This is a genomic window from Bacillus luti, from assembly GCF_009739945.1.
Classification (GTDB): Bacteria; Bacillota; Bacilli; order Bacillales; family Bacillaceae_G; genus Bacillus_A; species Bacillus_A luti.
Window position 1 is genome coordinate 176,850 of the sequence record NZ_CP040336.1, and the last position, 13,253, is coordinate 190,102.

Genomic DNA, 13,253 nt, shown 5'->3' on the forward strand with positions numbered 1-13,253 from the left:
TTGGTGCGGGTTAATAATGAGTGGGGATGCCCCCACTCATTAAAATTTCACTCTATAGGCTAGAAAGATCTGATATGCTTACAAGCTGTACAGCGTGAAGTGATGATTCTTGTAATGAGGCAATAGCACGTGCTACGTTGTGTACTTGCTCTAAGTTTGCGTTTGTTTTTACATGCTTAAATTGTTTGTTCTTGAAAACTGTTTTGCCGTTCTTATCTAATCCGTTGTTTAATACAAGACGTAGTGTTAAATCCATTACGATTGTTTCAACTGCCATGTTTATCACCCCCTTTCACTTTATAAATAGGGTGCAAATGTCATGTTTGGGCGTGAAATTTTATTTTTTTTTTGGTACTCTTAAAAGACTAGGAGAGGAGTTTCGGAAGAATGAATCGTAAATTATTTTGGATTCCTGTATTACTATGGATGGGGCTGATTTTCTATTCTTCAGCACAACCGTATAAAAAGCAGGATATGCGCTCAGATATTGAACAATATATAAATGTTGAATTTGTGAAAGAGCATTTTTCATGGGTATCTATCGATTATGGCGGAGGTACACCGGTTAGTATTGAAAATAAAGGTGTAGGCGGATTTGTTGAGTTTTTCCTTCGTAAGGGCGCTCATTTTATGGTGTTCTTTATGCTTGGTTCATTGACGTATTACGCTTTCTATCGATCGGGCTATTCGAGAAAAAGGTGCTTTATATACGCTCTCCTTTTCGTTGCGGGGTATGCAACATTTGATGAAATTCATCAATCGTTTACAGGAGATCGTACACCAATGTGGCAAGATTCATTGCTAGATACGTGCGGCGGGTTAACAGGAATTATAATAAGCAATTGGTTTTGGCATAGAAAAAGGAGCTAATCTCATTTAGAGATTTGCTCCTTTTTTATGTTTATACACCAAGCAATTCTTTTAATTCGTCCGTCGATAGTTCAGTCATCCAACTATCGCTTGTAATGACAGCGTTGTTTAATGATTGTTTTCGTTCTAACATTTCATCAATTTTCTCTTCTAATGTTCCTGTAGTAATGAGTTTATGAACATGAACGAATCGTTTTTGACCAATACGATATGCACGGTCCGTTGCTTGATTTTCTACAGCTGGATTCCACCAACGATCATAGTGAATAACATGGTTGGCAGCAGTTAAGTTTAAGCCTGTTCCACCAGCTTTTAATGATAGGATGAAAATATCGTACGTTCCGTTTTGGAACTGCTCAATCATTTTATCCCGCTCTTTCTTCGGTACACTACCGTTTAAGAAGAGGACGCGCTGACCAAACTTTTCTTCTAACACACGTTTTAGCATGTTCCCCATGCCAATGTATTGCGTGAAGATGAGGCAACTTTCATTTTGGTCTTTTATATTTTCGATGAGCTCCATTAGCGTTTTTGTTTTCATAGAGCGTTCAACGACGTTTTGTGGTTCTTCTTCTTTTAAATAAAGAGCTGGATGGTTACAAATTTGTTTTAGCTTGTTCAGCATAAGTAATATAAATCCACGGCGCTCAATCCCGCTTAATCCTTCTACGTTTTGTAACGTATCTTGAACAAGTTGTTCATATAAGGAAGCTTGCTCTCCAGTAAGAGGGCAATAAGCTTTCTGTTCTAGTTTATCCGGTAAGTTTAATGCGACCGTTTGATCTTTCTTCGTTCGGCGCAGTAAAAATGGTGAGATAAAACGTTGAACTTGTTGGATTTTCCCTTCATCACGGTCTTTTTCAATTGGTGTGACGAAGCGGCGCTGGAATTGACCTAAGCTTCCGAGATATCCATGATTAATAAAGTCGAAAATGGACCAAAGTTCGGCGAGTCGATTTTCCATCGGCGTACCGGTTAAAGCGATTTTATGATTCGCCTGCAAGTTTCGTACTGCTTTCGACTGTTTCGTATGCGGGTTCTTAATATTTTGTGCTTCATCCAAAATAACAGCGTCCCAGCATAACGAAGTCAGTTCTTCCTCATCGAGCTGAGCTAATGCATAAGAAGTTAATACAACATCTGCCGATTGAAGGAAATCTTCAAATGAATTGCCCTTATCTCGGTTACTTCCGTAATGTAATTGAACACGTAAATTCGGCGCAAAACGCTCAAATTCTTTTTGCCAATTCCCAAGAACGGATGTCGGCGCTACGATTAATGCAGGGCCTGTTTTGAGATTGTTTTCTTTTGCATATAGTAAGTAAGTAATCGTTTGAATACTTTTCCCAAGCCCCATATCGTCGGCTAATAATGCCCCAAATCCAAGTTTTCGTAAATATAATAGCCACTCAATCCCGTGTTGTTGATACGGACGGAGTGTTGCATTCAGTGAAGAAGGGACATCTACTTTTGGGATATCGCCAATGTGTAAGAGCTTTTGGAATAGTTCTTCATAATATCCGTCTAGTTCAATTTCGATATCCGTAAATGGACTATCCTCTTCTACAATTTCTGTTTCAGCCGTATTTGAAAGATGTTGCTGAAGGACATCTTTCATTTCTAGTCCGTATTTATCGGCACGGCTCATTAGTTTTCTTACTTCTTCAATAAAGGCTGGATCTAGTCGCATCCATTGACCGTTTATATTGAATAGCCGTTTGTTTTGCTCAACAAGCTCGAAAAATTCGCTTTCGGACAAATCAATACCGTTCGTTGAAATGCGCCAGTCAAAATTAACGAGTGTATTCATGCCGAAGAAAGATTGTGTTTGCGTGGCATTTTGCTTCAGCTGAACACGTAATTTTGGTTTTGTAGCTTTTAAATTTTGCCACCATGATGGTAGTAAAATCGTAATACCAGCTGCGAGTAATTCGTTACTTGCTTCTGTTAAGAAGTTCCACGCTTCTGTTTCAAAGAGTTCATTTCGGAACGTATCATCTTCCTTAAGCCACGGTACAAGCTTACTAAAACCTTCTTGTGTTTCGGTAACACGCTCTTCATAATCGTTCCATCTTTTCGGTAAGGACTCGATGTTTTCATATACATATATGCGATGAGCTCCGCGCTTTGGTGTAACAACCGTCTCAAGCTTCCACATTTCAAATTCTTCTTGCGGTTCTTGTAGTCTTAGGCCGACTGTAAACGGAAGATCATCTTCAATGTAACCAATTTTTCGAAGCCAATCTTCTTCATGTAGTGCAGTTTCCAGCTGTCTTTTCGTAAAGTCATAATGTTCATATAGCCTTTTTGCATCTTCCCAGCCGTCATTTGAACGGTTATCTTGCAATATGCTTTCATTTACCGCCGCTGAGAATAGAGATGCTAATGTGTCATCTTCGATTGGTCTATTTTGAACTTTCCAAGATGGCTGTTTGGGCCAACGCTCCATATCGGGTACGAAGCTACCGCTTGTGAAAGTATCCCATAATTCATTTGCATCTTTCGTAAGAGCTGTAATAGGACCGTTCATTTGAATATGTGCAAAGGAGTTCATCGGTTTGTTTGCGATGTATTCAAATGCTTGTGCGTTTGTTAGTATAATACCTTGTTTTCCTTCAAAGGTTGCCTCTTTTAGAAACGTACCGTAGAAAGAAGTGGAGTGCCATGTAAATGCATTTCGTTTCCAACTTGTTACGGATAATGGAGTACCGCTGTCATCTTCTCCCCAAAGGAACCAACCTTGACTAATGTGCTGGAGCCTAATTGTTACTTCAGTTTGATTGATCATCGATTAATTTTCCTTTCCGTAATTCCTCTTGTAGTGCACGCAGACGTGAATGTAAATTGGCGATGTGAATAATGAAAGCGTCCCATTCGTCGGTACGTTTTAATCGTTTATATAATGTACGTAATTTCTTTAAGTAACGAACTGCACGTCTATATGATTTACGATTTCGCTCTTCAATTGCTTCTACGGCAGCAAGATGGTAAAGAGGAAGTGCTGCTTCAGGCGCTTCTTTTTCAATATCTTTCAGTGGTTCCTTTAATAGTTCGATTGCTTCAAATCCATATAAGAGATGAAGTTCTGCCCATGTACGATACTGTTTCTTCGCGAGTACGTATTGTTCATAGTTTGCGAAACTATACGGCAGGAGTTCTTGCAAAATCATTTCGAATCCAGCTTGTTCATTTGTATGTGTTGCATATGTTTCATACATGATTACAAATAACCGAACGATATCTTTTATGAAGATTGTATTTTCATGTTCATGTATCGTTTCCTTTACTTGTTTGTACGTAAAGGAAAGCCAGTTTTTCGTACGATCCCACTGCATGGCACTTAATAGCTCTTCTAACCAATAGAAATACAGACTTACAACAGAAGCAGGTTGTTTTTTTAGTAACTCCATTGCTAATTGGTCTTCTTCATTTAAAAAGAGTAGATGAGAAGATGCTAATGCTTTGGAAAGTGGATTGATTTTCGTATCAATTCGTTTTTCTTCCTCTTGCAGTTGCTCTTTATTGTTTAAGAGTTCACTCCATACGTGACGATAAATGAAATATCGCTCTTGTGTATAGGAGTCAGTTGAGAAGAATACTTCGTGAATGAGACGAGCTGTTTCTTGCAAAATTGATTCCACTTCTTGAGGAATCGCTTCTGATTGTAAGTCCCGAACGATGGATTCTACTTTATCTACAAATAACCGAACGACGTTAACAGGCTGATGATAAGAATATGTTTTGTTTACTTCAAATGCCTGAATTTCTTCTAATAATTTTTGGAAGCAATAAAGTGCCGCGTGTAGGCGGAATAATTCATGTATCGCAATGACGCGCGGAGCTTTTCGCTCAAGTTTCGTATAGAAGTCCGTAAAGATACTCATAAGAAAATACATTTGTTTATAAGTAAGCCGCGCTTGTTCTTTTTTAAATGCATCATATTCTTTGTCAAAATACGATTGCCAACTTTTATAATCCGTTTCTTCAAAAGCTGATGATTGCAATACTTGTCTTGCAGTTCGAATAGGAGGAAGGGAAGGTTTCGTATTATTTTTAAATAAAGTTAATACATCCCCTACTTGCCCGAAACTAGACGCTGCAGATAGTAATACAGCTAGCATATGCTCACATTGTGTTGGTGCGAAGCAATCGCAATAGCTTTCAGAGACATTACGAATCGGAATGTGAACGCTATATACACTGCCTTCCGCATCTACAGTTCCTGATAGTGTATAACCATCAAAGTCAACGTTATAGACAACACCACTACGATATAGGTGCCGAGCTGTAGCGACATGTTCCTGATCAGCCGTTTGCTGTGGATCTAGTCCTTGAACGAACTCATTCGCAATCATCATAATTTCATCTTTCGTAATTGAGTGTTGCAGCATAATATTCCTCCGTACACAGATTTCTTTCCTTTACCATTATAAACAAAAAACGACCAAAACAGAAAAAATGAAATTTGAATTACAAAAAAGGATGTTGCCTAGTTAAACTTTCCTACTAAGCAACATCCTTTTTTGTAATTAAGAGCGCGATTCCTGTAATACCGCTTTTACATATGGATCATGTAATATTTGTTCTATAATTGGTAACATGTTTTCTTCGAATGGTATGTCGATGGGAAAAGGCTTTTGTGAACCTGGTTTGATTCCATATTGGACGATTTTGTAATGTGTATTTCCTTCATGGCCGAGCACAATTAATTTATAGCGATTGTCATCGCCAGCGAGTGAGAAATCAATGGAAGTAGCGTCATATGTGACTTCATCTTTATATATATACGGTTTTGGTGTACCGATCCAGTCTACTTTTGCTTGTATATTCATGGGTATAACCTCCTTATATGTATTATAAAAAAATAAAAGCCAGTTCTCAACAAAGAGAACTGGCTGTAGCAGTCATTGGTTATTTTAAAATTTTCACTTTAACAGTTTTGCGTCCCCATTTTTGGGCAGCGCTATCTGATCCAAGTAGAATGTCGATACGGTTACCTTTAATTGCACCGCCAGTATCTCCAGCGATAGCTTCTCCATAACCTTCAACCCATACTTTAGATCCTAATGGGATTACTTTCGGGTCAACAGCAATCATTTTCATATTTGGATTCGCTGTTAAGTCATGACCCATTGCAGTTAATACGCGGCCACCATATGTGCCACCGTTTTCGCTTGGGTGAGCTGTATATGCTGTAGCTACAACTGTTAACTCACGACCACCAGAAGGTTCGCTAGTTTCAGCGGCTTTCACAGCAGGCTTAGCAGCTGGTTTTGCTTGTGCTGCAGGTGCTTGAGCTTTAGCTGGTGCTACAGTTTTAGCAGGAGCAGGTTGTTCTTGTTTCTCAATAACAGGTGCTGTACCTGTTAAGAAAGGAACGTGAACATAAGCTGTTTTCCCGTTATATTCGAATTGTAACCACTCATTTTGTACTTGGTTCGTTGTTTCGATCATATCGTCTTTCTTAAGCGTCCCAAGAATTTCTGAGTTTGTGTTCGCTTCAGCACGTACGTTTAATACGTTAGCTGTTACGTAGTAGATGCTTTTTGTAAATTCTGTACTTACGAATGCGTCTTTACCATCTAAAGTGATTTTTGACCATCCGTTTTCTGTGTTTTGAACATCTATTTTATTACCGTTTAGTAATTTACCGACAACTTTTGATTCCATAGTAGGGTTTTCGCGTACGTTTAGTACGTCTGTTGTTACAACAGTTTCTGCATTGGCAGATGATGTGAAAATCCCAAGACCAAAAACTGCTGCTGTTGCTATTCCAATTAATTTTTTCATGATAGCCTCCATTGCGTTTGTTTTCGTGTCCTCATTATAGCAACAGATTTTTTCGGATTTCGGGAAAACACACAATTACAAACCATTCGTAATAAGTCGTTAACATCCTGTAATATAGCAAAAAATATAGGAAAGCGTTTTTCACTCTATGTGATTGTTAGGTTTCTAGTTATATTCAAAATATTTAATACAACATATTTTTTTCGGCGTAAATAAAAATATTACAAGAGTGTTACATGATGTTTACTAAACGATTACATTCCTTGAGTATTTTACCGTTTTATGGGTAATATAGTTATATAAACATAAACATTTCGTTTGTGAATCTATAAACATGTGCTATATACTAACAAAAAAACCGCATAATTGTTACAAGGAGAAAGGGTTGCAAAGAAGAAAACTACCCTTTTTTACATCTGTAACACATCCTTTTTTGGGAAAATACATTCCCATCCGCATTTTTCTCGCACAATTTGACAGCAGTATTTCTACCTTGTAGCTCTTGCAGAGTGAAAAGGTTATACGGAAGGTAAGGCTGTCCATCAGAATTCTAATTGGTGAAGGTGAAAGTAAGAGAGTTGAAAGAAAATCACCGCAAAAGTTATAGTTTTCTATCCGATTTAACTTATCGGAATTTATGTTATTTATAAAAGTGAAACCTACGAAGGGGGATTTGATGAGGAAACTGACAAAAACATTCATCGTATCATTAACATTATGTGTTGCATTTACAATTTGGGGGATTATTCCCGAATCTATTATTGGAAAAGGTAGCCTAGGAAATGTAACAACCGCAATTCAAACTGCATTAGTTAGTAAGTTTGGATGGTTTTATATTATTTCTGTTTCTATTATTTTAGGTGTGTCTATCTTTTTAATTGTCTCGAAATACGGTTCTATTCGTTTAGGTAAAGATGATGACGAACCTGATTATAGTTATATGACATGGTTTGCTATGTTATTTAGCGCTGGTATGGGTATCGGCTTAGTTTTCTGGGGCGTTGCTGAACCATTAAACCATTTGTACGCACCTCCGTTTGGAGAGGGTGCGACGGAAGAAAGTGCGCGTCTCGCACTGCGCTTTTCATTTTTCCACTGGGGATTACATCCGTGGGGACTATATGCATTTGTAGCGCTGTGTATTGCTTACTTTACTTTTAGAAAAGGAAAAGCAAGTACAATTAGTGCGACAGTAGGTCCATTATTTAAAGGCGGGGAACATGGGCGTATCGCTCATTCATTTGATGTGTTAGCTGTTTTCGCGACTGTGTTTGGTGTTGCAACGTCATTAGGTCTTGGCGCGAAACAAATTGCAGGTGGTGTTAGTTATTTAACATCTATCCCGAACTCATTACCGACACAGCTTGTTATTATTGCAATCGTAACTGTTCTTTTCATGTTATCTGCGCAAACAGGTCTTGATAAAGGAATTAAATATTTAAGTAATGCGAATATTATTTTGGCATTTGCACTTATGATTATTGTATTGTTTGCAGGTCCAACAAACTTTATTATGAATTACTTCACTTCAACAATTGGTTCTTACATTCAGGAGTTGCCAAGTATGAGCTTCCGTTTAAGTCCATTAGATGAAGGCGGAAATCAATGGATTCAGTCATGGACAATTTTCTATTGGGCATGGTGGATTGCATGGTCTCCATTCGTAGGTACGTTTATTGCTCGTGTTTCACGAGGCCGTACCATTCGTGAGTTTGTTATCGGTGTGTTACTCGTACCGACCATAATTGGTGCGCTTTGGTTCTCTGTTTTCGGCGGAACTGGTATTCATATGGAACTGTTTGGTGATGCACATATCTTTGACAAAGTGAAAGAGATGGGAACAGAAGTAGGATTATTCGCTATGTTTGATCAGATGGGAAGCTTTGGATCAGCTTTATCTGTTCTAGCTATTCTTCTTATTTCTACATTCTTTATTACATCTGCAGATTCTGCGACATTCGTTCTAGGAATGTTAACGACACATGGTAGTTTAAATCCGCCAAACCGTATTAAATTAGTTTGGGGTATCGTTCTAGCCGCACTAGCTTCTATCCTATTATATGTTGGTGGATTAGAAGCATTGCAAACGGCAGCTATCATTGCGGCATTCCCGTTCGTCTTTGTTATTTTCTTTATGATGGCAGCATTATTTAAAGAGTTACAAAAAGAAGGGCGTATGAAGCGACATAAATAATAGAAGGAAAAGAGCTGATTTTTATATCAGCTCTTTTTTATATAGAAGGAACTCGAACTGCAAGTAAGGGAAATAAAGTACCTCACTATATAAGTAGTATGCCTTTTATATAAAGAAAAAATGATAAATTTCGACAATGTTCGATATTTTACAAACTCTATTCACATTTTTGACAAAAAATTGTCGGAAATGTGTTGTCACGTTTATGTATATGTGCTATATTATTTCCTGTAAGCGATTTCAAATAGTTTTAAAGCGTATTCAAGGGGGACATCTAGAATAATGAAACGTTACGAAAGAAAGTGGAAGCATATTTGTTTGAAACGTGTGGCACATCGTAGTGTCCAAGAAAGCACGGAACCTAAGACTGAAACGCGCAAAGAACAGCAAGAGAAGCAATTGGTTCTACAAAAATAGCAATCACTTTTTCGTATATAAATGAAGGTCGATCGTTCGTTGGGGGATGGACGTGAAATTACTTTCAGCTAAGGGGTATTGTCTGATATATAATTTATACGGCAATAAATAAGCACAGAGCTTACGGCGCTCTGTGCTTATTTTTATTATTTATCTTTTTTAAATCGAACTGTTTTATCCCAACCAATGACTTGTTTCTTGCTCTTTGCACGTAAGTATAAGATTAAGCTACGAATAAATAAGTACGTAAAGAGCTGTGCGTACGTAAAGTACATGATGACACTAATGAAAATATTAGTCGGTGTAAAGGTTCGTTCGACACTTTGCGCACTAAATAATTGCGAAACATATGTAACATATGCGACGTACCACATAAATAGCAGCGGAATACTATATTGAATTTGGAATATCCCAAGTAGCCCGATTATAAACCAAACGTTTGAAATGATTAGGAATAGCCAAAATACGACATACACTAAAACTTGCTGTAAGGAATGGACAAGAAGTTTTCCTTTAAAGAAACTTAAGGAAGAAAACATCTTTTCTAAAATGTATAAATTTCCTTGGAGCCAACGTGTACGTTGTTTAATAAGAATTTTTAAATGCTCAGGTTCTTGTTCCCAAGTAACCGATTCTGGGACGATTGGCAAGAGATAGCCTTTTTGTGTAATTCGTAATGTTAATTCAGCATCTTCTGCAATAGCATAAGGATCATAGCCACCAAGCTCTTCTAGTGCGGAGCGACGTAGAAGCATGTTCGTTCCTGTTAGTGAACCTGTTTGGAATAATAACCAGCGTCCAGACTGCATAAGGAGCTGGAAGATTTGAAACTCTAGTGAAATCATTCGCGTTAGCCAGTTTCTTTTTTCGTTTACTGTACGAACGTGTCCAACAGCGCCAACAGCATCCTCGATTGTTTCAGCGTGTTCCACAAGCATTCGCAGAGCATGTGGTTCAGGTTGATTATCTGCATCATAAACACAGAAATATTCACCATCGGAAATGCTAAGACCGTAGTTTAATACACGTGATTTTCCTTTCGGTTCACCAGCCGGAACACGAATGTGCCGAATGTGAGCATAAGCTTTGTCAAAGTCATCACCAATTTCAGGTGTTTCGTCTTGCGAGTTATCGTTTAATAAATAAACGGTTAGTTTTCCTGGATATTCAATCTTTGCCATTGCTTCTAATGTATCTTTAATTACGACACCTTCGTTATGAGCGGGTATTAAAATGTCGACGCTCGGATAATGTTCCAGTGTACGATCTTTTCGTTTACTATTTCGGTGAACTAAGCCTGCGATTGTTAAGAACGAGTAGTAAACGAGTAAGCCCGAGAATAGAAAAGCTGTAAAGATTAATACATATTTAATGGAGAATGTAATGCTAATCCAAAAGACAAGTACACAAAACAAAATAAATAGTAGGAGCATAACGAGTGTCATCATAATGCAGTCGGTCCTTTTGTTGCAATGTGTTCTCGCGTCATTTTAATGTCTTGAATTGCTTGATTGGCAAGCCATTGCTCCATTTTTGGCTGTAGACGGTTCATGACGATATCTGCACCGGCATCATTTGTATTTTGTAATAAGATGACTAACGTATTGCTGTCATACTCGGCAGCGAGGTCAAAGTCAGTTCGTACGGTTTCAACTAATAGGGAAGCGACACGATCCATAACACTTTCTTTCGTATACTTACTAAAGGAAGTGAAATCAAAATAAATAATAATGCCTGTTTCATTACGACGATTCATTGCAGTCGTTATTAATGCTTGTCGTCTTTCAAATTCTTGTCTTGTTAATAGTTTCGATTCTCCAATGTATTGTTCCAACTCTTTCACGCGTGCAATTAAATTTCTATTTTCGTGAATGACCTTTTTTAATAAGTGGGTTGATATATAAACAATGAAGAAGTTAGCTGCCATCAGGAAGTGGGTAATAATATATTCCCATTGGTCTGATGTACTCCATAAGTGAAGCCATGCTTCATAAAATAAATAGAACACGGAAATAATCGTTCCGAGTATGAAGAAAACAAATGCTGTTTTATCAGCTAAGAATAGGAATAGTACATTTGCAATTACATATATAATTGTAAAAATGAGCGCATGCTCATATTTCGTTACATGTACAGTAGTAAAATAAAATACAATTTGTAAAATCCACATAGATAGGATTTTGTAGAACTTATCTTTCACAAATCTTTCCTCCTTAAAGGTAATTCATACAAGGACACTTGTAGTATGTGCAATTATTAAGAATTAGACTATAAATCCTTTTAAATAGAACAAGAATGAGTAGTATCCTTTTAATACAAGAAAAAATAAACAGACTTACTAATTATTGTATCATAATGTCTATACATCTAGATATGGAGTGTGTGTATATTATATAAAAAATCCCCCTCTTTAAAAGAGGAGGATTTACATGGAAATTTATAGGAACATCATACCTGCAACTGCTGCATTTAAGAAGTTCGCTAATGTACCAGCGATAACTGCTTTAATCCCTAATTCTGCAATTTGTTTACGGCGAGTAGGAGCTAACGTTCCTGTTACACCTAATTGAATTGCGATAGAAGAGAAGTTTGCGAAACCACAGATTGCGAATGTTAAAATTAAGTTTGTTTTTGCAGAGAACTCTGCCATGTGTGGTCCTAAGTTTGCGTATGCAACGAATTCGTTGATTGCAAGTTTTTGACCGATAAAGCTAGCTGCTTGTATAGCTTCACCTGGAGAAACCCCGATTAAGATTGCAAATGGTGATAATAAGTAACCGAAGATTAAATCAAGGCTAAGTTTAATATCGAACCAAGAACCAACCCATCCTAATAATCCATTTAATAAAGCGATTAATGCGATGAAAGCCATTAACATTGCTGCTACGTTAATAACAAGTTGAATACCTTCAGATGCACCGCGTGCAGCTGCGTCAATAACGTTTGCATCTTCACGTTCTGTAGAAAGTTCAACGTTATTATCTACCTGTTCTGTCTCTGGCATGATTAGTTTTGCGATTAATAAACTTGATGGAGCTGCCATAATTGCTGCTGCTAATAAGTGTTCTAACGGAATTCCCATTGCTGCATAACCGACAAGAACGGAGCCGGCAACAGCTGTCATACCGCTTACCATAATAGTGAAGAATTCACTATTTGTTAAGCGTGCTAAGTAAGGTTTGATTAAGATTGGAGCTTCAGTTTGTCCTAAAAATACAGTTGTTACTGAGTTTAAACTTTCTGCTTTAGAAGTTCCAAGAAGTTTACTTAATGCACCACCAACGATACTAACAAATTTCTGCATAATACCGAAATAATATAAGATTGCAACTAATGAACTAATAAATACGATTGGAAGTAGTGCTTGAATAACGAAGATAAATCCCCAAGGTCCTTTTGCGTTGACTAAATCCCCAGCAACGAACTTAATTCCCTCGTAAGAAAAATTAATTAACCCTTGAACACCGTCAGCAGCGTATTTTAGACCTGCTTTACCAGCATCCCATCGTAGTACGATAAATGAAAATGACATTTGTAATGCTAGCGCGATTAAAATTGTGCGCCAATTAATAGCTTTGCGGTTGGAAGATAGTAAGAAAGCAATTGCTAATACTCCAATCACGCCGCCAATTCCCCATAAAAGATTCATGCAGTGTAGCTCCTTCCTCATAGTAAAAAAAGTGTATAAACCAGTTGTCTATACTTTTGCGAATATAACATCTTAAGTAACTTATCATAATGGACATCGGAGGTCAAACGTCTAACGAAAAGTTTAAATAAAAAGAAAATTCTTCAAAAAAACACATATAAAATGAATCATCATGAAATAGGTTACGTTTTTTATAAAAATATATACATTATGATAACGTTATGGATTGTTTTTGCAGAATATGGTGTATGAAATGGAAAAATAGATGCATTATTTTTTTATAGAGAGAAGATACGGAAAGGGAGTACTGAGGTGAATGCATAATAAAAAGCC

At 37.3% G+C, this 13,253-nt stretch carries 10 protein-coding genes; 2 read left to right on the forward strand and 8 right to left on the reverse strand.

Translation table 11 applies throughout. The features are described 5' to 3' along the window. Positions 1–52 precede the first annotated feature (52 nt). Positions 53–277 carry a DUF1659 domain-containing protein gene (locus EUC40_RS00875; protein ID WP_156573235.1) on the reverse strand — a complete coding sequence of 75 codons (225 nt, stop codon included), beginning with the start codon at positions 275–277 and terminating at the stop codon, positions 53–55. 110 nt (positions 278–387) lie between these two features. Between EUC40_RS00875 and EUC40_RS00880 the strand changes: the two genes are divergently transcribed. After that, positions 388–870, forward strand: a complete 483-nt coding sequence (locus EUC40_RS00880; RefSeq protein WP_156573236.1) for a VanZ family protein — start codon at positions 388–390, stop codon at positions 868–870. Between the two features lie 31 nt (positions 871–901). Here EUC40_RS00880 and EUC40_RS00885 read toward each other — a convergent pair whose 3' ends face one another. The 4 genes from EUC40_RS00885 to EUC40_RS00900 form a co-directional block, all read right to left on the reverse strand. Beyond that, positions 902–3,658 (reverse strand): DEAD/DEAH box helicase, encoded by a 2,757-nt coding sequence (locus tag EUC40_RS00885; protein WP_156573237.1) that lies wholly within the window; start codon positions 3,656–3,658, stop codon positions 902–904. Continuing rightward, positions 3,642–5,261 (reverse strand): SWIM zinc finger family protein, encoded by a 1,620-nt coding sequence (locus EUC40_RS00890; RefSeq protein ID WP_071711256.1) that lies wholly within the window; start codon positions 5,259–5,261, stop codon positions 3,642–3,644. The genes EUC40_RS00885 and EUC40_RS00890 overlap by 17 nt, the downstream gene beginning before the upstream one ends. 138 nt (positions 5,262–5,399) lie before the next feature. Continuing rightward, a complete protein-coding gene (locus tag EUC40_RS00895) occupies positions 5,400–5,702 on the reverse strand; it encodes a DUF3910 family protein (RefSeq protein ID WP_156573238.1) in 303 nt (100 codons plus the stop codon). 79 nt (positions 5,703–5,781) lie between these two features. After that, entirely contained in the window at positions 5,782–6,660 is an 879-nt protein-coding gene (locus EUC40_RS00900) for a cell wall-binding protein EntA (RefSeq protein WP_151624037.1), read from the reverse strand. Positions 6,661–7,336: 676 nt separating this feature from the next. Between EUC40_RS00900 and opuD the strand changes: the two genes are divergently transcribed. After that, the gene (gene opuD, locus EUC40_RS00905) at positions 7,337–8,854 is read left to right on the forward strand and encodes a glycine betaine transporter OpuD (protein WP_156573239.1); all 1,518 of its coding nucleotides are present in this window, start codon (positions 7,337–7,339) and stop codon (positions 8,852–8,854) included. A 563-nt stretch (positions 8,855–9,417) separates the two neighbouring features. Here opuD and EUC40_RS00910 read toward each other — a convergent pair. The 3 genes from EUC40_RS00910 to EUC40_RS00920 form a co-directional block, all read right to left on the reverse strand. Then, complete coding sequence (locus EUC40_RS00910) at positions 9,418–10,719, reverse strand: glycosyltransferase family 2 protein (protein ID WP_156573240.1); 1,302 nt, start codon at positions 10,717–10,719, stop codon at positions 9,418–9,420. After that, entirely contained in the window at positions 10,716–11,471 is a 756-nt protein-coding gene (locus tag EUC40_RS00915; RefSeq protein ID WP_071711262.1) for a diguanylate cyclase, read from the reverse strand. Before EUC40_RS00915 ends, EUC40_RS00910 begins: the two co-directional genes overlap by 4 nt. A gap of 237 nt (positions 11,472–11,708) precedes the next feature. Further along, complete coding sequence (locus tag EUC40_RS00920; RefSeq protein WP_071711263.1) at positions 11,709–12,920, reverse strand: NupC/NupG family nucleoside CNT transporter; 1,212 nt, start codon at positions 12,918–12,920, stop codon at positions 11,709–11,711. Positions 12,921–13,253: the final 333 nt, after the last annotated feature.